Consider the following 25648-nt stretch of genomic DNA (forward strand, 5'->3'; position numbering starts at 1 on the left):
GCCAATGAAGTTATTGCATATTATAGCTACAATGGATCCGGCGAGCGGCGGGCCATGTCAGGGTATAAGAAACAGTAACCCCGAGATATTGCGTTTAGGCATTAACAGGGAAGTTGTAAGTTTGGATGATCCCAATGCTCCTTTTATTGGGTCAGATGACTTTGTAATCCATGCACTCGGACCTTCAAAAGGCTTATGGCAGTATGCACCAAAACTAAAACCATGGTTAATGGCTAACCTGGCAAGGTTTGATGCCGTTGTTATAAATGGGTTATGGATATATCCCAGCTATGCCGGTTGGAAAGCTATGAAAGAATTGAAAAGGATCGCTAAAAAAAACAGGGGTGTTAATGTACCCCGCTTTTTTGTGATGCCACACGGTATGCTCGACCCGTATTTTCAGCGCGCTCCTGATCGTAAATTTAAGGCTGTTCGTAATTGGCTATACTGGAAAATATTTGAAAGAAAGGTTGTGAACGATGCGGATGGACTTTTATTTACCTGTGAAAAAGAGTTAGAGCTTGCACGCCAAACTTTCTCTAACTATAATCCTAAAAGGGAATTTAATGTAGGATATGGTATTTTGCCCCCTCCGGTTTATAGCGAAGTTATGAATCAGGAATTTATTAAGAAATGTCCCGAAGTCGCAGATAAATCATATTTAATATTTCTGAGCCGTATACACCCCAAAAAAGGGGTTGATTTATTAATAAAAGCTTATGCGGTTGTTGTTAACGAATGCTTAAGGCAAAATAAGCCATACCCGTTGCTGGTTATAGCAGGGCCGGGTATAAAATCCGCTTTCGGGCTGTCAATCCAAAAACTTGTTGCCTCCTATCCGGAACTGAAGCATCAGGTTTTTTTTCCGGGGATGCTTACCGGTGCTGCAAAATGGGGCGCTTTGTATAAAAGTGAAGCCTTTATATTACCCAGTCATCAGGAAAATTTTGGGATAGCGGTGGTTGAGGCGCTTGCTTGCGGTAAACCCGTTTTAATAACCGATCAGGTTAATATTTATAAGGAAGTAGAACAAGGTAAAGGCGGAATAATAGGTAATGATAAGTTGGATGGGATTTTTGATATTTTAACTACCTGGGTTAACCTGCCACAAGCCGAACAGGAACAAATGGGTAAATTTGCTATAGAGGTATATTTGAATAAATTTCAAATTGGGCCGGCATCTGTTGCTTTTAAAGATGCTATAAGTATTTAAAAAATAAATATTACTATAATAACATCAGATGTAGTATTTATATTATTATAATAACTTTGATGATATATATATATGCCAACATTCAAACGGTATTAGCATAATTTTTAAAACCATCATGGTAATGGTTTAAGTAAATAATATAATTGTATAATATGCCGAATAATGTGAGGCCGTTTATAAATAAGGGTTTGATTTTTTTTAAAAGGATTAATTATAATCTAATATTTTCGGTTCATTCATGATCAATCAGGATACGCACACGGGCCCTTCATTTTCAGTAAAGAATCGCGCGGCCAGAGTGATCTGGCAAATTGTTGATATACTTTTATTTAAATCATCGCCTAAGCCTTTACATGCATGGCGTGCATTTTTGCTGCGATTGTTTGGGGCCAAAGTAGCTAAAGGTGTACACATATATCCGGGTGTGAAAATATGGGCGCCCTGGAATCTTGATCTGGGTAAGGAATGCGGAGTGGCAGGCGGAGCTACGCTTTACTCACAGGGAAAAATAACTATTGGCGAACGTTCTGTTATTTCGCAGGGCGCAAATATATGTACCGGCACGCATGATTATACAAAAAGCGGGTCACCTTTAATTACACGGCCAATTTTTATTGGAGACAATGTTTGGATAGCGGCTGAGGTTTTTATACACCCCGGGATAACCATACCTGATGGGTGCGTAATTGGTGCCCGATCGGTTGTGATTACGGATATGCCGGAATGGATGGTATGCTCCGGGCATCCGTGTAAACCTATTAAAAAACGTGTGATGGTTAAATAAGCCTGCAGTATAAATGATATCGGTTTTAATACTAACTAAAAATGAAGAGCAAGATTTGCCGGGGTGCCTGCAATCAGTTACCTGGAGCGATGATGTGCACGTTTTTGATTCCTTTAGTAATGACAAAACTATTGAAATTGCGCTTGCCGCAGGTGCAAAAATAACCCAACGGCAGTTTGATAATTGGTCGGCACACCAAAATTGGGGTTTAAAAAATATTTCATTTAAGCATAAGTGGGTACTGTATATTGATGCCGATGAAAGAGTGTCACCGGAGTTGCAGCAATCCTTACAATCGGTTAATATTATAAATACGGTAAATGTAGCATTTGAAATACAACGCAGAGATTTTGCCTGGAACGGGAAATGGTTAAAACACGCACAAATGTCACCATATTATATTCGGTTATTCCGGCCTGATAAAATGCGTTACGAACGTTTAGTGAACCCGGTTTCGATGGCTGATGGAAGTATTGGAAGGTTAAATGGCTATATAGATCATTACCCTTTTAGTAAGGGTATAAAATTTTGGCTTGCACGACATTTAAACTATGCCGAGATGGAGGCTGCCATTCGTATGGAACAAATTGGTACCGCGAAGCAATTTTCCTTAAAAAAAGCTTTTTTTTGTACTGATTTTACAGAAAGGCGGTATCATCAAAAAGGGATTTTTTATAAGCTGCCTTGCAGGCCTTTAGTTAAATGGTTATATATGATATTTTACAAAATGGCATTTCTTGATGGTATAACAGGCATTACATATGCTAATCTGCAATCTATATATGAATATTTTATTGTGTTAAAAACTAATGAAATTGCAAATAAGGAAAGGTGAAAAAACAATTATGTAATATAACGGTTCAGTTTTTCTGATACCGTATAAAGTGAAAATCCATATACTTTTAAAAGAAAAACGGTATTAATATTTAACAGTTGCAGAGTTTGCAGTTATTGATACATAAATTCTTTTATATTTAGGGTTTTACTTCAAAGTTGAGTGTTACTAACTAAATATCTTACCAGCCAAGTGCTATAATTATAAATGAACAATAAAAAAATTCTATTAATTAGCCATAACTTTTCTCCGGAGCCGATAGGCATTGGAAAATATAATGGCGAAATGTTAGAGTGGCTGGCAAATCGTGGTTATGAATGTACTGTGATTACCACATTTCCGTATTATCCGTTTTGGAAGGTTCAAAAACCTTACAATAATTTATGGTATAAAAAGGAAATTATATATACCGAGCAAACTAATGCTGCCATAACTATTTACCGTTGCCCATCATATATTCCTAAAAATCCAACGGGTAAACGCAGGGCCCTGCAGGATTTTTCGTACTGGATATCAAAATTTTTTATTGTATTTAAGTTGGGTTTATTAAATAAGCGGTTTGATTTGATCGTTACTGTAGCCCCGCCATTCCATTTAGCGTATCTGGGGCTAATGCTGCGTAAATTAACAGGTGGCAAACTTCTTTATCATATTCAGGATATGCAGATAGAGGCCGCACGAGACTTGAAGCTATTTTCAAAAAAGAGGATATTGGCTGGTTTATTTAAGGTAGAGCATAATATTTTAAAAAGTGCCGACTTTGTTAGCAGTATTTCTGAGGGAATGATAAAAAAGATAAAGAAAAAGGTAGACAGGGAAATTGAATTTTTTCCGAACTGGGTGGATACCGATTATTTTTATCCTCTGCCTAATCGTAACGAATTAAAGATTAAGTGGGGTTATCAACCCGATGACATAGTTTATTTATATTCGGGTGCGGTAGGGGTTAAGCAAAGGCTGGAGCGGATACTGGTAACTGCCGAGGAGTTGAAGGATCATGAACATATAAAATTTATTATATGTTCATCAGGGCCGTATAAGGATAAATTGTGGAAACAGGCGAATCGTAAAGGCCTAACAAATATTTCGTTTTTGCAGGTACAGGAAAAGAATGTGTTTAATGAATTTTTAAACATGGCCGATATTCACCTGGTTTTGCAAATAGCAGATGCAGGCGATTTAGTGATGCCATCAAAACTGGCCACTATTGTGGCAGTAGGTGGTGCCAGCATTATTACAGCTACTAAGGGTACTACTTTGTATGATATGGTGAAAGATCATAACATAGGCTATATTGTTGAACCACAGGATAAAGGAATTCAAGATATATTAACCAAGCAGATACTTGATATTAAATTGAATGATGAACTGGAGGAAAAACGCCGTAACGCCCGTAAGTACGCAGTAGAGTATCTGAATGTTGATAAGGTAATGAGTAAGTTTGAAAAAAGCTTCCTGAATTAGTTTATCAATTCATCGCTGTAATTATTTAAGCTCAATATCACTTATTACCGGCTTATGATCAGATATTTTTTTATCAATTGCCTGGTAGGTTAATACATTAAATTGCGGACTAACCAATATGTAATCTATCTGAAGCTTTGGGAACTTGCTGTAATAAGTAGTAACAAAGCCGCTTCCTTTTTCAATAAAAGCATTTTTCATTCCATCGCTTAATTCATTAACTGCAAATGAATTGGGTGTATCATTAAAATCACCAGTAATAATATACGGATACGGACACTTTTCAATGTGCCTTTTTATTCTTGATACTTGGTAACTTCTGTAAATAAAAGCAGCTGTTAATTTGTTTTGTATAAAAGATGAATTATTAATATCAAAATCACCTTTTAAAATATTTCCTTTTTCTCTTTTTTGTATTTTAACAGCCGCAAGATGAATGCAATAAACCCGAATTGTTTTTTTATTATATTTTATATCTGCAAATATTGCCTTAGTATCTAAAAACCCATTTGTCTCTACGTAACCCGTATTTATAATAGGGTATCTCGAAAAAATCGCATTACCTGTAGAGTCGTAACGAGTATTATCAAAAATCTTAAAATAATAGTAATTAGATTTTATTGATTGCTTAAATATGTTGGTAATTGAGTCTTTATTTGCTTTAGTAATTGAAAATTCTTCAAAGTCAATAATATCGGGATTTTTATTTTCAACAACCTCTGAAATCTCATTTTGTATCGGGGATTCATAAAACCTGTCTATTCCTTTAAACTTCCGTACATTATATTGCATAATTCTTATACTCCCGGCTGGTTTATTCTCGGCCGGTAAAGTAGCGCTTCTGAAACCATAATTTGCCATTATGAAGCTAAATCCGATAAAAATAGAAATTGCCGAGATTAATATGAAGATCGCTTTGCGGAAAAGCCAGTAGAGTATGAAAAATAAGTTTGCAATAATTAATAAATGATAACCAAAACCCAAAATTGCAATTATCCAAAAATCACGAGGATCAGTACTTGGGGCCAAATAACTTAACAGGAGCGCTAAGGCAACTATAATATTTAGCGTCAAGAAAATCTTATCAATAAGAAGTAGTTGTTTTTTTCTTTTTTTAACTCTCATGTTTGCAAATAAAGTGCAAGTAATTATAAATGTATGTTTGGGCTACAAAATTGCCTAAAAGTAGATGTTTATACTTGGTTTTAAAAGAATGAGCGGTATTAATTTATTGAAATTAATGACATTATTTTTAATTTTTCATTAAACCTGTGTTCCATATATCTTAAGTTTTATACCATTCTGTTATCTTTACGCAGCGTATATGTTTTTTAATTTATTAACCATGTTTACTATCCTGAAATGAGGAACCTGCTAAAAAGATGTTATTACAGGTGGATTAATCGCAGCAAGCAAGTAAAAATTGGTGGTAACGTAATATTTAATATCCATAATACTTTTGAGGGGCAAAATGTAATTGGGGATAATGCTGTTATCGGTACTTCGTATATTGGTTACGGCACTTATATAGCAAATGGTGCAGTTATAAAAAATACCATCACAGGCAGGTTTTGCTCCATCGGGAGCAATGTTCAAACCGGTTTGGGTGTGCATCCGTCAAATACCTTCGTTTCCACGCATCCTGCTTTTTTTTCAACCAAAAAACAGGCGGGTTTTACATTTACAGAAAAAACATTGTTTCCGGATCATATATTTGTTGATGAAGATAAAGAATGCATAGTTAAGATAGGTAATGATGTGTGGATAGGTAATAACGTATTGATAATGGATGGAATAACTATTGGTGACGGGGCCATTATTGCCGCCGGAGCTGTGGTTACTAAAAATATACCTCCTTATACCATAGCAGGGGGTATACCCGCTAAAATTTTAAAGCAACGCTTTACCGAACAACAGATCGAAAAGCTTTTGGCCATCAAATGGTGGAACTGGGATGTAGGAAAAATAAAAAATAAGAGTCAACTTTTTAACGATATTCAATCGTTTATCTCCTCGGTTGCAGAGGAAGAACCAATATAGTGCAACAAAGTAAAATATTTGAGTGTTAGATATAGCCTTACTAAATCGGCATAAAAGTTTAATTAAATGGATTTTAAAAATTTCGACCTTAATTATTTTGTTACCCTATTCTTTTTATTACTATCGGCCAACGCGAATGTTTTATCATCAAGCACATTAGGATGGATAATAATTTTGGTGTTGATGATTACTATGGCCATATCAAAAAAGTTGTTTACTAAACGGGATATACAACTGATCAGCATATTTTCCGGTATTTACCTGTTTTATATGGCATTCCGTTTTTTGGCAGTAAATGATGTAGAGACTGAATACCTGACAAGTGACGTTATCTTTTTGTTTAAGTACATTTATCTCGCGTTTATAGTATGTGTTATTTTAAAAGAAAAGGCACTGGCCAATATCGTAAAGGTTATGACACATCTAACGCTTTTGTCGTTCGTATTCTTTGCATTTCAGGTTATTGCAGGCGATACGATGTATAATATGTTCTCGGCATTAAATTTTCCTACAGGCAACACTATACCTGGTTACACTAACATTTTATTGTTTACTTATACACAAGGCTTTCATGATTTCAGCAACTCGGGTTTTGTATGGGAGCCCGGTGCATTTGGGTGTTTCCTGGTATTCACCCTCATGTATCATTTTTTCCTGAATAAGTTTAAGTTTGATAAAATAGCTATAATATTAATTATAGCCAACCTTACCACTTTTTCCACTACTAACTATTTGGGGTTGTTAGTATTACTTTTTATGGCGTATAGGTACAGGGTGCCTAAAATAAACATATGGGTACTTATTTTAATCCCTGCTATCATTTTAGCATTTATTTTTATTCCCTTCTTGGCTGATAAAATAGTAGATACTTATAAAGAGGATATGCGCGATCTTAACCATTTAAGGGTACTGCAAAAATATTACCATCACAACCGTATGGAGATACCACTAAACCGTTTCTCAAGTATGTGGTATATATATGACACCTTCGGTAGTAAGTTGATACTGGGCGTAAGTAATAAATATAATGAGATATTGGATAAGGCCTACACCGTGAATATATCCAACGGTGTTTTCGACTTTTTGGCCAAATTCGGTGTTATCGGTTTCCTTTATCTGGTGTATAAATATGCTAAAGTTTGCGTGCAATACATAGTAAGAGGAGAGAATTTGATTTATTGCATCCTGATTTTGCTGATAACAAGCTTTGGCGAACCCATATTATTTTTACCTTTTATACTGATCTTTTTATTTTTGAAGGATAAGCAGGTTCCGTTTATTAAGTATAAGATAGATACTTTAGATAGCTGAAATATGCGATGACAAAAAATACCACACGCAAGGTTGCAGTTCTAATAACTTGTTTTAATCGCAAAGACAAAACCATAAACTTTTTAGACAGTTTAATAAATCAACAAGCTTTTGCCGAGTTGAATTCTGATATATATTTACTGGATGATGCTTCAACAGATGGTACTGCGCAAGCGGTTAAATATAAGTATCCTCAAGTAAGTATAATTACCGGTACGGGGCATCTTTTTTGGGCGGGCGGAATGCGAACCATTTGGCAATATGCTATCAGTAAAGGAGAATACACCCTTTTTTTATTATTTAATGATGACGTTGTGCTGATGGATGACGCCATTGAGCGACTTATGATTTGCTATAATCAACGGAATGCTGAGGGTACATTGCTGGTAGGGTCTACCTTAAGCCCTATTACCAATGAACTTAGTTATGGTGGCCATGCTTTATATAAACCCGATCGCGCGGCGTACTATATGCTAAAGCCCGATAAGGTGAAAGCAATTCCGTGTCAGTTAGGCAATGCAAATATATTTTTGGTTGATGCATTAACAGTGCGGCGTATAGGTATTTTCAGCGCGGCTTTTACGCATTATCTTGCCGATTTTGATTACACTTTAAGTGCCCATAAGGGAGGTATTGATGTGTTGGTGGCCCCGGGTTATTACGGTTACTGCGAAGATGATCACGGAGTAAACTGGTTGTCAGGTAAATATTCATTAAAAAAACGTATCAATTATTTATATAACGTTAAAGGGTTAGCCTATAAGGAATACCTGTATTATATAAAAAAACATTTTCCGGCCGATTATTTTGGCGCTTTTACTAAACTTTGGCTCAAAACCTTGTTCCCGGTTATATGGGATAAATTTAAAAAACAATAGATGCTCCAGTGAAGGTTGTCATATTAAATAACGATTTCAGGGTCTATTGGAAAGGGCGGCTAATGTATTTGCATGAGTTTCTTTCTTCCAGAGGTGTGTCACTAAATGCTATTGAATTATTTGGTAAGGGATCGCCTTACACCTTTGATTCGGTTAATACTGCTCAGGCATGGTGGACCTGTCTTTTCCCCGATAAGAGCGCTCCTGATTTAAATAAAGAGGAAATAAAAGCGGCGGTTTTTGAAGCTTTAGATAGGTTGTTACCGGATATAATCATTGGCCCGTCAATTGTGTTTTATGCCGGAGCAATAGGCATTGCATGGGCAAAAAAGCATAAGAGCAAGTTTATAATGTTTGATGATGCGCGTCCATTACAAGTTAAGCGAAATAAAATAATACAATGGGTAAAGGATACGATTATAAGGCAGGCAGACGGGCTATGGCTGCCATCTAAAAGTTATGATTCAGATTATCCTGAATTTAAAACTGCGGAAATGTTATTTTTTTATGGCTTTGCATGTATAAATAATAATGCTTTTAAGCCTGAAACAATAAAGCAGTTTAAGAATAAAAATATTATTTGTGTGGCGCGGCTGGTACCTGTTAAAAACTTAAGCGGTTTATTGAAAGCCTGGCAAGTAGTTGAAAAAAATAATACGGGATACAACCTTAAAATAATAGGGGATGGCCCTGAGCGGGAAAATTTAGAGAGACTAATAACGGATCTTGATTTAAAAATGGCAGCTATATTACCTGCTGTTGATAACGATAAGTTGAGCAGTTATTTTAATAATGCTGATGCTTTCGTTTTGCCGAGTTTTTCCGAAACCTGGGGATTAGTGGTGAACGAGGCGATGGCTGCCGGTTTGCCGGTTTTATTAAGTAAAGAGGTGAATGCAGCACGCGATCTGCTTAAAAGCAGCGTAAACGGTTTCAGTTTTGACCCTTATAATATAGACGACATGGCCCAAACGCTGTTGAAATTTATTGATCTTCCCGTTTCTGAAAAAGAAGAAATGAATAAAAAGGCATTGCAAATTATTGACCTGATGAGCTATGAAAAAATGGGAAAGCAATTATTAGCAGCCTTGAGGTATTTAAACGCGCAAAAATTCAAAACACCCGGTATGATATCGGCATTAATAATCAGTAATTGGCATGGCAGGTATAATACCTCAGGATGGGATAAACTATAAGTTAGTTAAAAAGCATTTTCATCGCCGCGTATACTGTTCCAAACCGTAAGGAAAATTATTTTAAGGTCCAGCAAAAACGACCAGTTTTCCAGGTACCACACATCAGCTTCTACCCGTTTCAGCATGGCTTCTGTTGTACGGGTTTCACCCCGCAAACCTTTAACCTGTGCGTAACCTGTAATTCCCGGCTTTAGAAAATGCCTTACCATAAATCTGTCAATAAGCTGTGCATATTGAGTGGTATGGCTTAGCATATGCGGCCTCGGGCCTACAACGGTCATGTTACCCATCAAAACATTAAAAAACTGAGGAAGTTCGTCAATACTTGTACGGCGCAAGAATGTGCCTATTTTAGTAATACGCTGATCATTTTTAACGGCCTGTTTTTCTTCATTACTGTTATCAATATACATGCTTCGGAATTTATAGCACCAAAACGGACTGTTATCACGGCCTGAGCGTAGTTGCTTAAATAATACAGGCCCCTTTGATTCCAACCGGATTAGAATTGCCAGTATCGGGAATAGCCAGGTTAGCAGGAGAAGTATAATGATAATAGAAAAAAAAATATCAAATACCCGCTTTATAAACCTGTTAAGCATATTCTCTAACGGTTCCGATCTAACGGATATTACTGGTATATGCCCAAAGCTTTGGATGAGCACCGGTTTAATACCGTAATCATAATATTCCGGTATAATTTTGAAACGTATGAGATTTTTATCGGCGCTGGTAATAAGTTTTTCAATTTTTTCGGTTTCGGATACGGGCAACGTGCAAAATATCTCGTCAATTTTGTTGGCCAATACATAATCTATGCAATCGTCAACTTTTCCCATGTATAAATGCTGTTCTTTCACGCTTTCACGGTCGTCTGCAAAAAAACCTACCATGTTATACCCGCGGTCGGGGTTTAATCCAAAGTAATAATAAAGATCTATACTGCTTTTACCGTAACCAACAATAACTACTCTGCGTGTATCATATAGTATTGCACGATCGCTTTTCCGTATACTGAGGAAGATCAACTTCCACAATCCTATGAATATCCCAAATAAAACGGATGAATAGATTAAATATTCACGAGTAATAAAATAAGTTTTTATGCTTATAATTATAAGTATAGCACTAATAAGGCAAATAAAAGTAAGGTATGTTTTTATTACGTTCCTGAATGTGTTTACCGAGTCTTTATTTAATACTTCGTTATATAACTGTGTTATACGGGCTGCAATAAACCAGGCAATGTTAAAAATAAGAACAATAGGAAGATAGGTTTTATTAGGCAGCCATGAGAAATGTACGTTACCTGCAAGATAATAATAAGCTACAAGCATGCTCATGTTTAAAACTAAATAATCACCCGTCAGATTAATAGTTTTTATGAATGTAGCGTAACGATGAACCATTATTAAAGTCTAAAAAACTTACCGTGTAAGTTTATTAATTTTCAAATATGCATAATATTTTGCTTAGAATATTAAAAATATTTTATAAAAAGAGCAAAAATGTGATTAGTTTTATTCTTAAAACATCTAAGAAAATCGGTTAAATATGCGGAAATGAAATTAAAAATAACTATTAATAAATCGCTATTTGTGGTGTTTTAAAAAATCGATATAAGCAAGTTTTATACCTTCTTCTAAATCAATAGTATGTTTCCAGCCCTGGTTGTGTAGTTTGGTAACATCCATTAATTTTCTGGGTGTACCGTCAGGTTTGCTATCATCAAATAATAGCTTACATTCATAACCAACTATTTTTTGAATCAATAAAGCGAGGTCTTTAATAGAAATATCTTTTCCTGTGCCAACATTCACCAAACCCGCTTCGTTATAAGTTTGCATTAAGTAATAACAGGCGTTTGCCAGGTCATCTGCGAATAAAAACTCACGTTTTGGTGTTCCGGTACCCCAAATGGTTACAGAGGATGCATTGTTGATTTTTGCTTCATGAAAACGGCGTATCATTGCAGGTAAAACATGTGAATTTTGCGGATGATAGTTATCATTGTAACCATATAAATTTGTAGGCATCACAGAGATATAATTGCAACCATATTGTGAACGATATGCATCACACATTTTTATGCCAGCAATTTTCGCTATAGCATAGGGTTCATTAGTTGGTTCGAGTAAGCCGGTTAACAAGTATTCCTCTTTTAAAGGTTGCGGAGCCAATTTAGGATAAATACAACTTGACCCTAAGAACATTAATTTTTTTACGCCATTTACATATGAGGAATGAATAACATTGTTTTGTATTTGTAAATTATCATATAAAAAATCGGCACGGTAAGTATTGTTTGCAACAATTCCGCCAACATTAGCGGCAGCTAAAAAAACATATTCAGGTTGTTCCATGGCAAAAAAATCAACCACCTTTTGTTGGTTACGAAGATCGAGTTCTGTTGAGGTACGCAAAGTAAAGTTAGTATATCCTTCGTTTTGCAATTTCCTAAGTATAGCAGAACCCACCATGCCACGGTGACCTGCGATGTAGATCTTCGCTTGTTTTTCCATATTATTCAAACTGGTTTTTAATTTTGTAGCCGGAATCCTTTAAAAGTTTATCGCGCTTAAACAAAACAACATCAGCAGCAACCATTTCTTTTATTAACGACCGCAAATCATATTTAGGTGTCCAGTTTAATTTTTTATTTGATTTTGATGGGTCACCAATTAACAGATCAACTTCTGTGGGCCTGAAATATTTTGAATCAACAGAAACTACTTCTTGACCTGATGGTAATTGGTAGTCTGGGTTACTGCAGGAAACTATATATCCTTTTTCGTCAACGCCTTTACCTTTGAATTCTACTTGTATACCAACTTCCGCAAATGCCAGGCGTACAAATTCTCGTACATGGGTTGTTATGCCTGTTGCTATAACATAATCTTCAGGGGTTTCCTGTTGTAATATCAGATACATGGCCTCTACATAATCTTTTGCGTGTCCCCAGTCGCGTTGCGCATCTAAATTACCTAGAAATATTTTTTCCTGTAAACCCATGGCTATTTTAGCAACTGCACGCGTTATTTTGCGGGTTACAAATGTTTCGCCTCGCAGGGGGCTTTCATGATTAAATAAAATACCATTGCAGGCGAACATTCCATATGCTTCGCGGTAATTTACGGTTATCCAATAAGCATATAGTTTAGCAACGGCATAAGGTGAGCGCGGATAAAAAGGTGTTGTTTCTGATTGGGGAACTGCCTGTACCAAGCCATATAACTCAGAAGTAGATGCCTGATATATTTTGGTTTTTTTTGTTAAATTTAATAACCTTACAGCCTCTAATATCCTTAATGTACCAATGCCATCAGCATTAGCTGTGTATTCGGGCGTATCAAAGCTAACTTTTACGTGAGACATAGCACCTAAGTTATATATTTCATCGGGCTGTACTTGTTGGATTATACGTATGAGGTTAGTAGAATCTGAAAGATCCCCATAATGTAGTACAAAACGTTGATCTTCATCATGTGGGTCATGATAAAGATGATCTATACGATCAGTATTAAATAATGAACTGCGACGCTTGATACCATGTACCTGATATCCCTTGGACAATAATAGATCAGCAAGATAGGCTCCGTCTTGACCGGTAATCCCGGTTATTAAGGCAATTTTTTTAGACATGAATGATTATGAATTTTTATTAAAAGGCGTTTTTATCGCCAACTATTGTTTTCCAAAAGGTAAGGAATATTATTTTGACATCTAAAAATAAACTCCAATTTTCGATATACCAAATGTCATAGTTAACACGTGCACGCATTAACGAGGGGTCATCTGTTTGGCCACGGAAACCGTTAACCTGCGCCATGCCGGTAATGCCGGGTTTTACAAGGTGTCTTACTAAATATCTATCAATTATTTCCTTTGATTCCAGGTTTAAAGGGGTAGGATGTGGCCGAGGACCAACAACAGACATATCTCCTAACAGAACATTTATAAACTGTGGAAATTCATCCAAATTACTCTTCCTCAAAAACTTACCCACTGGAGTTATACGTAAGTCGTCTTTCTTAGCTTGTTGGTATTTGCCATTTTCAGCAACATCCTTTGAAGTTGTGTACATTGAGCGAAACTTATAGCAATTAATTTTCATGTTTTTACGCCCCCAACGCTCCTGAACAAAAAAAGCCGGACCTTTTGAGTCGATAATTATAGCTAGTGCTATTAACGGAAATAACCAACTACAAACAAATATCAAAACAGCTAAACTAAATATCACGTCAAATAACCGCTTAATTGCACGTAAGTGTATATCATCTAACGGCTCGTTCCGGATAGTAATAACCGGTAACCCATTAAACATGCCTACCTTATATTGGGAGGTCACAAAATCATGATAAGCAGGTATTATTCGAAGCTTAACTGCATGATTGCTTACTTTTTCGGCTATATTTTTTATTTTTTTATGGGCTTTATTAGGTAATGCTATTACAACTTCATCAAAGGTTGTAATATTATTTGTAATAAATTCGTCAATAATATCTGTTTTACCTAAATACTGGCCGTTAAGATTGGGTTTTTGCTCGTCGTCTAAAAATCCAATCACTTCATAGCCTAAATATTTGTTGCGGGTAATTATGTTAGAGAATTCAATCCCTAATTTACCTGCGCCTATAATAAGTATGCGTTTTTTGTTGACTCCCTTTTTGTACAAAAAAAGCATTATTCGGCGATAAATTATTTTTTCAAGCGGGATGAGTATACTTAATAAGCCGATATAAATTATGATGAAACGGCGGGTGTTATAGGTTTGATGAGCTGAAAAGAAAAATAATATTACCAGGCAAAATTGTATAAAAATACTATTGGCAGTTTTATACAAGCCAAGCAAAATGCCACGAGTACTTAAATCTTCGGTTTTTTTTGAGCGCGATGAGAAATACCAACCAATAATTAGAATTGGCAACATCCATAAATTTATCAGATGTAAATTGGTATGAAAAATATATTGAAGTAATGAACAGGCTAAAGCAAAGCTTAAAGTAATTAAAGATGCCTCATTAAAAAAGCGAAAGGCATTTAGGCGGTAACTATGTTTTATTTCCATTTATATGATTAATAACTAATAACATCCTAATTTATAGGCAACTATTTATTATTAAAATTTCTACTTTTCTGGCATAAATTTAAACATTTTTAAACAACTAGAGTTGAATATTAATTAAATTTCATTTAACGTGAGGTTGACGTTTAGTATTAATCTTTAAAATTAAATACATAAACTATATGTAAAAATATTGATATGATTAATAAATAATTGACTTGCATAAAATAGATAATTCGCATTAACGTTATGGATAGGTATTTATAAGGATATGATGAAATTTATATGGAATGTAATATTGCCTGTGGTTATTTTATCGTGTGTGTTTTTTGCGGTTAATTATAAACGTACATCCGGGCAAAGTAAATCAACCGAAATTTATAATTTAAAGCAAGATGATAAAACGTTAAAAGGTGCTTATAAAGATTATTTCCCTATTGGTGCTGCGGTGCGACCTGAGACCGACTTTAAAGATTCCAAAACCACTACATTTATTAAGGAACAATTCTCAAGTTTAACTGGTAAACAAGCTATGCAACCCGCCTGGATACATCCTAAAGAGTATGAATACCGATGGGCTAAGGCTGATAGTTTAGTTGATTTTGCTCAAAAAAATAATTTGTTAGTACGCGGGCATTGCCTGATATGGTATTTGAAAATGCCTGCCTGGTTTTTGAAAGATGGAAATAAGCCTGCATCAAAGGAGGTAGTACTGGAAAGGATGAGAAAACACATTTTTACAGTTATGGGCCGTTATAAAGGTAAGGTTTACAGTTGGGATGTGGTAAACGAGGCTGAACGACCCACTGATAAACTTTTTGCATTATTAGGAGAAGAATATATAGAGAAGGCTTTTGAATTTGCTCATGAAGCTGATCCTCAGGCTAAACTTTATTATAATGATGGTGTTTACAATACCAAGCAACGTGAAAAATTTTATGAATTGATTAAGCGATTGAAAGTAAAAGGGGTTCCAATTGATGGAATGGGTATTCAATACCATCTAGGGATTGAAGGTAAAAGCAAAGAGGATATTCAACAGGATATAGATGCGTTTAAATCGCTCGGGCTTGACGTTCAGATATCAGAGTTAGATGTTTCTACCTTTAACAGAAATGCTACAATAAAAAGTGTACTTCATACCAATGATAAATATTCAAAGGATTTAGAGGATAGGCAAGCTCGTATTTATGGCGATATTTTCGAAATTTTAAGGAAAAATCATGATGTGGTAAAGGGTGTTACGTTTTGGGGAATAGATGATGGAATTGGAAAAACTTTTTTAGAAAAGAAGCTTAATAAAAGAAATTATCCATATATATTTGGAGCAGGCTTAAAGCCTAAGGAAGCTTTTTTTACTATCATTAATTTTTAAAGTGTTTAATAATGTCACCTCTCTTTATAGGTGACGAATATTATTAAAGCACTATGATCTTAAGATTAATTATTTCTGGTTACAAATAGTTATAATTGGATATTACTTTCGGCCTTTACAAAATAATAGAGGTTTTTATACGGTCCAATTGGGTTGTATTTTCCAATTAATTGGGGGATTAATTTAGCACCGATATCAGTTCCTGTTTTAAACATATCTGGTAAACTTTCGATAGACTTATAATGCTCAGTGTTTTGCTCGATATACGTGAACGTTTTGCCAATTTTTTTCAAATTCTCAATGGAGTTAAGCAAATCTATTAATTGGCTATCTGTATAATTAAACAAAGAGTTAAATTCCACTCGCGGAAAAACCTCCAATTTACCTCCAACGCCTGCATTAAAAACCTTTACACCAAGCTGATCAAAGAATATTTTAGCATCTTCAAATTTTTCAATCATTTCATGTACAGTTGGATTATGGTATTTACGGCCCTTTTTAAAATATCTGGGATCGAAATGATTGGGGTCGTCTTCTCCGGCTTCCCAGTCCCGTGAATTTAGCTTTTTAACTTTTTGCTCGCCAAAGGTCATATCAACTCCTATCAGATAAATCTCTGTAAATCCCAACCACGCTGCAATCTGTAGTCCGGCATTAACCACTGTTTTATTATGCCCGCATTTGGGCAAATCCGCATGAAACTTCGGTTCATCTGCTATAAACCAATTTACATTTGGCCGATTATCAATATATCTGAAAAAATCAACATTGGAAGGATGTATATCAGGAAAAAAGGCCTCATTTACATAAGGAAGTATTTCTTCATTTATTTCTTTATAATTATCCTTTACCACCAGGTCATCTATAACTGTATAAAAATCCGGCTTCCAGTTTAACCGGTCATACATCAGGTTAAATCTGTTAAAGCACATTTTGTATTCATCTTTCAATAGATATAAAGGCATTTTATTTAAACTGGGCCCATTACCCACGATAAATATTCTCTGGCCTTTATAGCGATCTTTCAGATTATCCCATTTTTTGTAATCTATATTTCCTCCTTTACCAATAAGACGCTTGAACTTAACGATAGAAAAATTGAAAGTTCTTAATGCAAAAACTATCAATCCGTCATTTTTTATCGTACTTATTCCTTTGTTAAGTATAGGGATCATTTGGATATTTTATTACTAGTATCAGTGTTTGAATCAACATCCTCAATTGTAGTAACTTCATCTTCAGTAGTTGTTATTGCCACAGTAATAGTACGTTTTAATTGATTGCTTAATTTGATAATAAAAAATGCACATATTACAAAAAACACGCAGAAGATAGATGTTTTGCGGAAGATAGATTCTGTATTCAGTAAAATTAATAACACAGTAAACATAAATACAAAAATGTAGGTGTATTTAAACCTTTTCAGATCTAATAACTTAAAATATTTAACGCGCCTAACTAACTGGATTAACAAAGCAACCGTTGTTGTGAATCCGAAAATTCCCTGCTCATAGTATAGTTGTATAAAACCATTATGAAAGTGGTTGTAACGTTCGTCAGTATTACGTATCAGATTTGCATGATATCCAAAAAAGTCGCGACTGAACGAAAAATCATTTGTATAAGCGTTGGTAGCCAATATCCAGCCCGCCAATCTTCCATTTTTATCATTCAAGTCATTTGATCTACCCATTAAGTCAACAAAAAGCGATGTGTTTGAAATGGAGGCAGCATATTTAATGATCAGCAAAAAGTTTAGTGGCACTAAAAATGTACCTATAAATAAAAGCCATGGTACCGCATTACCTTTTTGTTTATTTAAAAGAATATAAAAAGGCAGTAATAAAAACATTAGAATAATAGTCCTGCGATTGAAAACCAGTAAAGTATAAAAGCCTATCATTAAAATTGATGTCAATAAAATAGCTTCAAATACATTTTTATATTTAAATTTTAAACTAATGAAAACCAGGGTTGATAATAGAATTATTAGAAGTGGGCCGTCCATGGTTGTTTGCAATAGTGGTATTTCTCCAGACGCGATAAGATACCATGACGCAAATGTATAGGAGTAACGGGATAACAGAGGTATATATATAAGGAATATATACATAAAAGCTAATCCATAACAAAATCGTTTAGATAAATTGTTGAATTTATTAAAGGTCATGTTAGGAAACGAGGTGGTAGCGTGCAGATATATAATTAAAACCGCCATTACTGCAAGACCTTGTATAGATTTTGTCTTGACTGAGTATAGCATGTTTGATAAAACAAACATATGCAGTAAGGTATATGTTTTTAGTTCAGAACTTAATCTGAAGTTAATTAAAACAACACTTGCTAATGGCAACAATGCAATAAGCATTAAATTAACATTCAGGCGGTTAAAAAAGGGCATTAAATATATTATTGCCGGAAAAAAGAACATTATATAACTGGCGTACTTATAATTCGGCTGCATATAAATAAATAAATTTAGATTTGTTACTTTTTAAAGAAGTAAATATAATTTCAAAAATAGTATTTAATGATGCTTTTAAAGCATTACATAACAAAGCTTTTGCTATGTTAATAAATTATCTATAACTTTTCTTTTTGCCGAACGCTTAATAAAAAGATATTTTTCATCAATAGGGCCATAAGGAATATAAACAAGAATTAATTTTTGAATAGTCCCTAAACCAATAGCCTTGTCAGTTACAAAATAATCGCACGAAATGTCTTCAGAAACCATGGTTGCTTTTGGGGTGTTTTCCAGCAAGAGCTTAACTTTTTGCCATGAACATTCAATTGAAATTGATTTTGCATATAGTTTATAAACCTGCTCGGTTGTATAATGAAAAAGAGCGTTGAAGTTTACTCGTTCAAAAACCTCCAATTTGCCGCCTATACCTGCATTTTTAACCTTTATGCCCAAATATCCGGCTACCTGTTTAGCTTTGGTAAAAGCCCTGATCATTCTAACCTGCGTTGCAGGTACGGGTTGATGGTATCTTCTGCCTTTTCCAAAATATCTCGGATCAAAATGGTTAGGGTCATCATCCTGCTGCGACTCAATCCTTATTCCGCTGGTTTTTTTGGCTGTTTGGTGTATTACATAATTCTGATCCACTCCGGCAAGTATAACCTCTGAAAATCCCATGTAAAACAGCATCTGCAAGCCCGCGTAAGCAACCGTACCCCCCGAGCCGAATAAAGGCAACCTTTTAGAGAAATAAGGCACTTGTATCACATGATGCATTTTCAGTACGTTTTCTCTATCCTCTATTTTAGATGAATGCAATGCATGAAAAAATGCATAATGATAATTATTAAGGTTAGCGTTAATTTCGTCTGCAATATCAGGCAATACTTCCGGGTCAATACACATATAAAAATATGGTTTCCAATTCAGGCGCTCATAAAGTAAATGAAAACGGTTAAAGCAAAGTGTATACTCGTTTTCCAATAAATAAAGCGGGGTTTCATTTAAGCTTGGTCCGTTGCCAATTAAAAATACTCTTTTGCCTTTATATTTATCCTTTAGTAAGTTCCATTTTTGGGTATTAGTATCCAAACTAAATACACTTTTAAATACATTAATGGATTTGAATATTTGCCTGGTAATAAAATTCATGCAACAGTAGTTTATTTAGTTTTTTAAAAAAGATCTATTTATAAAATAAATGTTATGATTATATGGCCCAAACGGAATATGTGTGTATATCAGCTTTGCTAATAAACTACAGCCTTTATCAGTATTTAATATAATTACATCATCACTTTCACTGTAATCATTGTTTGCAGGGGTGTTTAGTAAATTAAGTATATTGTTAAGTGTTGTTTTGCATTGTAAGTTATCAATAAACATATCCTTTTTTGCTGTAGCGGTAATGTTGAACAGGGAATTAAATTCCTTACGTTCGTAACTTTCCAAAACACCGCCCACTGTTGCATTATAAACTTTGGTATCAGTTTGTTTAAAAATTCCTGCTATTCTTTCAAACGAGCCAAGGATGGTATCTACAATGGATTTTTTGGGTTGATGATATTTTCTGCCTGCACCAAAATAACGGGGATCAAAATGGTTAGGATCGTCATCATCCTTTGATTTTATATTATTACCTTTTATAACCTCAGCGGTTTCATGTACTTTATAGTTCATATCAATACCAAGCAGGTAAATTTCTTTAAAACCCAGGTATCGCAAAACCTGCAAGCCGGCAATAGCTACGGAGCCACCAACATTTACGTAAGGCAGATCAAAGTTAAACGGACTGTTTACTCCCTTGGGAAGCATCCAATGTACATTAGCTTTATTCTCTACAAATTGAGTAAAATCAGTATTGGTTGTTAAAGAGGATGTAGTAAAAAATGAGTGCTTAACTAAATCAGTCATTTGATTAATTTCGTTAGCCATATCTTCAGCTACAAGACCATCAACACACATATACATAGTAGGCAGCCAGTTTAATCTTTCCAAGAGGATGTTAAATCTGTTAAAGCTTAAAGTATATTCATTTTTCAATAAATATAATGGGGTTTTATTTAAACTGGGGCCATTGCCTATTAAAAAAACTCTTTTTCCATGATACAGATTCTTCAGATTTTTCCAGTCGCTTTTATACTTATTGTAATAGAACTTGTTTTTTATTTTAGTAGTGAAAATATTTTTCCAAAGTTTAAAAAACTCTGTCAGTCCCTGATCTTTTAAAATTTCTAAGGATTTAAGTCTTTTCATGCTTTTATTTTGCAAACAACTAAGTTTGATTGCCATATATTTAATTTGTTAATTTCTCTCTTACTACTTTATCCCAAACATCCCTGCGAATAAAAAGATGCTTGCCTTCTATTGGGCCGTATGGTAAATACCTCATAACAAGTTTAGGTATAAAAGATATTGCTGTTTCACCTTCAAGTATAAATATCTCCTTTGCTATATCAGCATTAATTTCAACTTCTGGCTGGTTTGCCGTAAGGTAATCCTTTACCTTTTCGGGGGAACATTTATTTGAAATTGAAAGGGAGAAAAGCCGGTAAATCTCCTCCTCATTAAAGTTGAAAAGGTTTTCAAATTTCACCTTATCAAAGCATTCAACCTTGCTTCCTATTCCGGCATTATAAACCTTAGTAATAGTGTTCTGTTTTATTTTATCTGCCGCAAATTCAAATGAGTTCATAATGTTATTTACAATCTGCGGAACCGGTTGATGATACTTTCTGCCTGTTCCAAAATAACGAGGGTCAAAATGGTTGGGATCGTCATCTTTAGTTGAAGCAACATCAGTTCCTGCTATATCTTTAACGGTTTTATGTATTTGATAATTCATATCAACCCCAATTAAATAAATCTCAGAAAAGCCCAGGTAAGTTAGTACCTGCAATGCCGGGAAAGCCACTGTGCCACCTAAACCTACCCTTGGAAGATCAAAATAAAACCCCTTATATTGCGGAAACATCCACTGAACATTTTCGCGGTCTTTTATAAACTTTCTAAAATCAAGCATATTAGTATGGATGTCCGGAAAGAATGCTATTTTGACCTGAGGGGTGATTTCGTTTATCTCATTGGCCATATCCTGCGCTACCAAAGGGTCAATATTCATGTAAAAGGTTGGTTTCCATGATAATCGTTCAAACATGATATTAAATCTGTTAAAACAAATAGTATACTCATTTTTTAAGAGGTATAGCGCGGTTTTGTTAAGCGATGGGCCGTTACCTAGTAAAAAAGCTCTTTTGCCGGCATACTTACCTTTTAGGGTTTTCCAGTTACGCAGGCTTCTTTTATTCATTGTCAATTCACGGGTAACACTTTTTTTTACATGATTAAAAGTTTTTTGTTTGAACAGCTTTATAAATGTGCCGCCTATTCCAATTTCTTTAATATGTTTATCTAAGAGCTTATAACCCCGAACTATTATTGATGCCATATATTAATACTCAAATTAATGTGATATAATTTATGTTTTAATTATTAATTGAAAAGCAGTGTAAAGCACAAATATCCCGGCCGGTATAGCGGAAACTTTAAATTCGAATTTGAAAAAGTTAACGTTCAACGATTTTAAGGAATGCATAGCTGCATACCATGCGTAAAACCCTAAATATCCACACAGCATACCAGCCGGTATGGCATAAATTCCCATTGGTTTAATAAGAGCCAATGCCATTATTATAAAAATTACACCAGCTACAGTATCAACTATGTGTGATATGATGTGATTGGTGGTATTATAAAGTTGCATATGTAACGCACCATAACGGTGTATGTAAAAAGCAAAGGTGAGCATCAACCAAAGCTTAGGGTCAACAAAATGTATATGGCTGCCAATTACGGTTAAAAATAAATTAAAAAACAAACCTACAAACACAGCTCCGCCTATATAAACTAAATGTGCCATACGCATGCCGCGTTGTGCAACTTGTGTTAATTTTACATAATTGCCTTCGGCACGTAGCCTTGCCATAAGCGGTATTTTGCTGTAGAAAGGTGCGTTTGATACGTTTCTTATCTCGGTAATAATCCGTAATCCGATCATATACGAGGCAACAGCTGCAGGATTTCCTACTTGTGCATATAATATTCCTGATAAATTAGTTAACCCTTGTGACATTAGTCCGGATATTCCTCCCCGCCACGCCGGCTGCCATATCTTCAAAAAAAACTGTTTCTCAAATGGATGCTTTTTAAAGTTTTTATATCTGCCATCTGCAATATAACGGCATAAATAGTAATCTCTTATTACATTAAACACCATCCAAAACGTGTTAGATATTATAAGATTAAGCAGGGTGGGAGCAAAAACCAATACCAAAAAACTGGTAGTTATCAATCCTACTTTAGATAAAAACTCTACTCTTTTTGATAGAGCTATCTCATTCATTCCTTCCAGGTAATTGCTGTATGTTTTTCCGTAAAAATCATAAGCTATAGAGGCGGCAACTAACGCCCAGGATATCCAGGCTTGTTGCTTGTTTACAACATGTGAAATGGGAGTAATAATGGCAAATGTACCCGCGCTTAATAGTACCACGAGCAATATAACAGATACATTTAAATATATCTTTTCCATTGCTGAGTACAATTTTTCGATAAGATCCCAATTTGCTTGGGGTTTTAAATTCTCTGCAGGTTGTTTTTTTTCTAATTTAAAAACTCCTATATCTTTTGCACCTCCGCGTGCAAGTGCAAATAAACGGACAAAAGTGTTTCTGAAACCAAAATCAGCAAGACCAGCCATGGATAGTATTACAGAAAAGAACGTCCATACGGCAATTTCCGGTGTTGAGAGCTTTTTAAGAACTAATGGTAATACTAAAAGTAAACTACCCGATTTAGCAAAATAACTCAACCACGTCATTAAAGTAGTTGAATTCCATATTCTGTTAAAATTTAATTGTTTATTTTTCAACTTTATAAAAAAGAGTGATTATATTTTGCTCATTTCTTCGCTCGCCTTTCTGCCCATAAAAAAGAAATCAGTACTAAAGGCTATAAAATTATAACCGGCAGCGTTTTTCTCTTTCACCAATTCTATTTTAGGGTCAATTACGTGGTATCCCATCGAGAATTTTCTGTCGTTACATATTTGTTCTACTTTTTTAAGTGCTTGCTGCACAACAGGTTCATTGTATTGCCCTGGTATACCTAAAGAGCCTGACAGATCATACGGCCCTATTATAATTCCGTCAATTCCGGGTGTAGATATAATGGCATCAATATTTTTCACGCCGTCAATATGTTCTATTTGTGCAATTACTACCAGGTGCTTATCTACCCACTCTTTATAGCCTTCAAAATTATAACCATATCGTTGTGCCCGGTTTAAACCAACACCACGTTTGCCTACAGGTGGGTATTTTGCAAACTCAACAGCCATTTTTGCTTCTTCTGCCGAACATATCATGGGTACAATTATACCATCAGCACCTGCATCAAGGGCCCTTTTTATTACCACCTCTTCGTTTTTACTAACCCTTACCAGCGCGGCCATATTATGCGATTGTATAAAACCGATGAGTATTTGCAGCTCATTATAATCAATTGATGTATGTTCCAAATCAATTGTTAACCAATCAAAACCAGCCTCGGCCAAAATATCTATAATAGCCTGATGAGGTATAGTTATCCAGGAACCAATGGTGTTTTCTTTATTTTTAAGCTTTTGCTTTAAGGTGGTATCTTTCATGTTTTTTTTGTTGATATAGAAAAATCGGTTAAGTATGCCACCTTGTTGCTGTAATAAGGTCGCCACAACCGATTTATGAACTATTTATATTTTCACAAATATATAATAGCTATCTATTATGGTAGTTTTGATATAATGCGTTGTAACATTACACCTTAACTTTTATTACTATTTTTTTTATGTACCCTGGTTCACCATCACTATAAACCGGCGCATGCCCATCTTCCGGATAAAATATGGCAAAAATATCATTGCCTATAATTACCTCACCTTGTGGTTTTATCATATCAAAAAAGGTGAAATCCTTTTCTGTATCATATTCGGTATTAGGAGATAACCTTTTAACATTTGAATAGGGGATACGCTCGGAGTTTTTTATGCAATACTGCACATCTATAACATGTTTATGTGCCTCATAGCCAAAATCGTTTTTAATTTTGGTGTCATATTCCATAACTACTGCTTTGGCATTATCTGTTATTGGATAAACCCCTAATTCAATTTCCGGATCGGCATTTTTTATAAAAACCAAACCCTGGTATATATCCTCATTTATGGCTTTATAAAATTCAATATTGGTTAATGAGTCGGCTATCATGTTGGTGATTTTAGTTATAGAATTTTATAAATTACCTTCTAATTTTCTTTTCAAAAGAAACTCTGCCCAGTAAAAGTCTTCCATGTCATCAATATCAGCGGCTTCAAGCCTTTCAATCTCAAACATCATCGGGTTTGATCCTAAGCGACTTTGTATTTTACGATTAGTTGTTTTTGAAAAAATATAAAAGCAGGAGTTTTCATGATATATGGGCGGAAGATCCTGCGTGCGTATCAGTACCTTCGGGTCATGATTAATTCCCTTACCATCGGCCCAGTAAAAACGCTGCTTTACTTCTGTTACTGAAAAAAGCGCATCATGTTCCTGTTGAGCAAAAAAGGCTTCAATAGCTTTGTTAACAGATTCGGTTGTAAGTAAAGGATTGGTGCTGTGTGTCTGTAAAAAATACTCAGCATCAGTTTGCTCTATATCATAGGCAATTAGCGGCTGTATGCTTACCATATCGCCCAATAAAAAGTCCGGGCGTATCAGTACCTTAACTTTATCAAAATTAGCTTTAGCACTTTCAGCTATTTCAGGCGAATCGGTATTGACTAATATTTCGTTAATATACGGACTGGCCGATAATGTTTCCATAACCCAATGGAAGGCAGGTTTTCCTTCAAGAGGGCGAATGTTTTTGTGCGGAACCCTTTCTGAATGGCCTTTCATGGGCACCAACGCTGTTACCTTTGGAATTTGCGACATTGTTTAA

The 25648-nt window shown here is 35.0% G+C and carries 22 protein-coding genes and 1 pseudogene; 9 read left to right on the plus strand and 14 right to left on the minus strand.

Going from position 1 to position 25648, the window contains the following annotated elements; all coding sequences use genetic code 11:
• The first annotated feature begins 4 nt into the window (after nucleotides 1–4).
• The 4 genes from I5M19_RS15180 (at nucleotide 5) to I5M19_RS15195 (ending at nucleotide 4296) form a co-directional block, all read left to right on the plus strand.
• Nucleotides 5–1213, plus strand: a complete 1209-nt coding sequence (locus tag I5M19_RS15180) for a glycosyltransferase (RefSeq protein ID WP_200067208.1) — start codon at nucleotides 5–7, stop codon at nucleotides 1211–1213.
• A gap of 238 nt (nucleotides 1214–1451) precedes the next feature.
• Nucleotides 1452–1997: an LbetaH domain-containing protein gene (locus I5M19_RS15185; protein ID WP_200067209.1), complete on the plus strand. Its 546-nt coding sequence runs from the start codon at nucleotides 1452–1454 to the stop codon at nucleotides 1995–1997.
• A 13-nt stretch (nucleotides 1998–2010) separates the two neighbouring features.
• On the plus strand, nucleotides 2011–2832 hold the full coding sequence (locus I5M19_RS15190) for a glycosyltransferase family 2 protein (protein WP_200067210.1): 822 nt from the start codon (nucleotides 2011–2013) through the stop codon (nucleotides 2830–2832).
• Between the two features lie 207 nt (nucleotides 2833–3039).
• Nucleotides 3040–4296, plus strand: coding sequence for a WcaI family glycosyltransferase (locus I5M19_RS15195; RefSeq protein WP_200067211.1), 1257 nt, complete (start codon nucleotides 3040–3042; stop codon nucleotides 4294–4296).
• Nucleotides 4297–4317: 21 nt separating this feature from the next.
• Here I5M19_RS15195 and I5M19_RS15200 read toward each other — a convergent pair whose 3' ends face one another.
• Entirely contained in the window at nucleotides 4318–5421 is a 1104-nt protein-coding gene (locus I5M19_RS15200) for an endonuclease/exonuclease/phosphatase family protein (RefSeq protein ID WP_200067212.1), read from the minus strand.
• Between the two features lie 621 nt (nucleotides 5422–6042).
• Between I5M19_RS15200 and I5M19_RS18845 the strand changes: the two are divergent.
• From I5M19_RS18845 to I5M19_RS18815, 4 genes and pseudogenes are all read left to right on the plus strand, one after another.
• Nucleotides 6043–6336 (plus strand): annotated as a pseudogene (locus I5M19_RS18845) (CatB-related O-acetyltransferase); the annotation flags it as partial.
• A gap of 66 nt (nucleotides 6337–6402) precedes the next feature.
• Entirely contained in the window at nucleotides 6403–7647 is a 1245-nt protein-coding gene (locus I5M19_RS15210) for a hypothetical protein (RefSeq protein WP_200067214.1), read from the plus strand.
• Nucleotides 7648–7655: 8 nt separating this feature from the next.
• Complete coding sequence (locus tag I5M19_RS15215) at nucleotides 7656–8525, plus strand: glycosyltransferase family 2 protein (protein WP_200067215.1); 870 nt, start codon at nucleotides 7656–7658, stop codon at nucleotides 8523–8525.
• Between the two features lie 8 nt (nucleotides 8526–8533).
• Nucleotides 8534–9721, plus strand: a complete 1188-nt coding sequence (locus tag I5M19_RS18815) for a glycosyltransferase (protein WP_214653071.1) — start codon at nucleotides 8534–8536, stop codon at nucleotides 9719–9721.
• Between the two features lie 5 nt (nucleotides 9722–9726).
• On the opposite strand, the gene I5M19_RS15225 is transcribed toward I5M19_RS18815, so the two are convergent.
• The 4 genes from I5M19_RS15225 to I5M19_RS15240 all read right to left on the minus strand — a co-directional run bounded on the left by I5M19_RS15225 (nucleotide 9727) and on the right by I5M19_RS15240 (nucleotide 14789).
• Nucleotides 9727–11130, minus strand: a complete 1404-nt coding sequence (locus tag I5M19_RS15225) for an undecaprenyl-phosphate glucose phosphotransferase (protein WP_200067217.1) — start codon at nucleotides 11128–11130, stop codon at nucleotides 9727–9729.
• Between the two features lie 183 nt (nucleotides 11131–11313).
• Nucleotides 11314–12243 carry a GDP-L-fucose synthase family protein gene (locus I5M19_RS15230; protein ID WP_200067218.1) on the minus strand — a complete coding sequence of 310 codons (930 nt, stop codon included), beginning with the start codon at nucleotides 12241–12243 and terminating at the stop codon, nucleotides 11314–11316.
• A gap of 1 nt (nucleotide 12244) precedes the next feature.
• Nucleotides 12245–13363 (minus strand): GDP-mannose 4,6-dehydratase, encoded by a 1119-nt coding sequence (gene gmd / locus I5M19_RS15235; RefSeq protein WP_200067219.1) that lies wholly within the window; start codon nucleotides 13361–13363, stop codon nucleotides 12245–12247.
• 19 nt (nucleotides 13364–13382) lie between these two features.
• Nucleotides 13383–14789, minus strand: coding sequence for an undecaprenyl-phosphate glucose phosphotransferase (locus tag I5M19_RS15240; protein WP_200067220.1), 1407 nt, complete (start codon nucleotides 14787–14789; stop codon nucleotides 13383–13385).
• A gap of 268 nt (nucleotides 14790–15057) precedes the next feature.
• On the opposite strand from I5M19_RS15240, the gene I5M19_RS15245 reads away from it, so the two are divergent.
• On the plus strand, nucleotides 15058–16161 hold the full coding sequence (locus I5M19_RS15245; RefSeq protein WP_200067221.1) for an endo-1,4-beta-xylanase: 1104 nt from the start codon (nucleotides 15058–15060) through the stop codon (nucleotides 16159–16161).
• An 89-nt stretch (nucleotides 16162–16250) separates the two neighbouring features.
• On the opposite strand, the gene I5M19_RS15250 is transcribed toward I5M19_RS15245, so the two are convergent.
• From I5M19_RS15250 to I5M19_RS15290, 9 genes are all read right to left on the minus strand, one after another.
• Entirely contained in the window at nucleotides 16251–17336 is a 1086-nt protein-coding gene (locus I5M19_RS15250; RefSeq protein ID WP_200067222.1) for a 6-hydroxymethylpterin diphosphokinase MptE-like protein, read from the minus strand.
• Nucleotides 17333–18379, minus strand: a complete 1047-nt coding sequence (locus I5M19_RS15255; protein WP_200067223.1) for an O-antigen ligase family protein — start codon at nucleotides 18377–18379, stop codon at nucleotides 17333–17335. Before I5M19_RS15255 ends, I5M19_RS15250 begins: the two co-directional genes overlap by 4 nt.
• 348 nt (nucleotides 18380–18727) lie before the next feature.
• Nucleotides 18728–19780, minus strand: coding sequence for a 6-hydroxymethylpterin diphosphokinase MptE-like protein (locus I5M19_RS15260; protein WP_200067224.1), 1053 nt, complete (start codon nucleotides 19778–19780; stop codon nucleotides 18728–18730).
• A gap of 15 nt (nucleotides 19781–19795) precedes the next feature.
• Nucleotides 19796–20884, minus strand: coding sequence for a 6-hydroxymethylpterin diphosphokinase MptE-like protein (locus I5M19_RS15265; RefSeq protein WP_200067225.1), 1089 nt, complete (start codon nucleotides 20882–20884; stop codon nucleotides 19796–19798).
• 40 nt (nucleotides 20885–20924) lie between these two features.
• A complete protein-coding gene (locus I5M19_RS15270; protein ID WP_200067226.1) occupies nucleotides 20925–22076 on the minus strand; it encodes a 6-hydroxymethylpterin diphosphokinase MptE-like protein in 1152 nt (383 codons plus the stop codon).
• Between the two features lie 30 nt (nucleotides 22077–22106).
• A complete protein-coding gene (locus I5M19_RS15275; RefSeq protein WP_200067227.1) occupies nucleotides 22107–23558 on the minus strand; it encodes a lipopolysaccharide biosynthesis protein in 1452 nt (483 codons plus the stop codon).
• Between the two features lie 18 nt (nucleotides 23559–23576).
• A complete protein-coding gene (locus I5M19_RS15280) occupies nucleotides 23577–24401 on the minus strand; it encodes an HpcH/HpaI aldolase family protein (protein ID WP_200067228.1) in 825 nt (274 codons plus the stop codon).
• An 82-nt stretch (nucleotides 24402–24483) separates the two neighbouring features.
• Nucleotides 24484–24933, minus strand: a complete 450-nt coding sequence (locus tag I5M19_RS15285) for a YhcH/YjgK/YiaL family protein (RefSeq protein WP_200067229.1) — start codon at nucleotides 24931–24933, stop codon at nucleotides 24484–24486.
• A 24-nt stretch (nucleotides 24934–24957) separates the two neighbouring features.
• Complete coding sequence (locus tag I5M19_RS15290; protein ID WP_200067230.1) at nucleotides 24958–25641, minus strand: acylneuraminate cytidylyltransferase family protein; 684 nt, start codon at nucleotides 25639–25641, stop codon at nucleotides 24958–24960.
• Nucleotides 25642–25648 lie beyond the last annotated feature (7 nt).

The organism is Mucilaginibacter segetis (assembly GCF_016522075.1).
GTDB lineage: Bacteria > Bacteroidota > Bacteroidia > Sphingobacteriales > Sphingobacteriaceae > Mucilaginibacter > Mucilaginibacter segetis.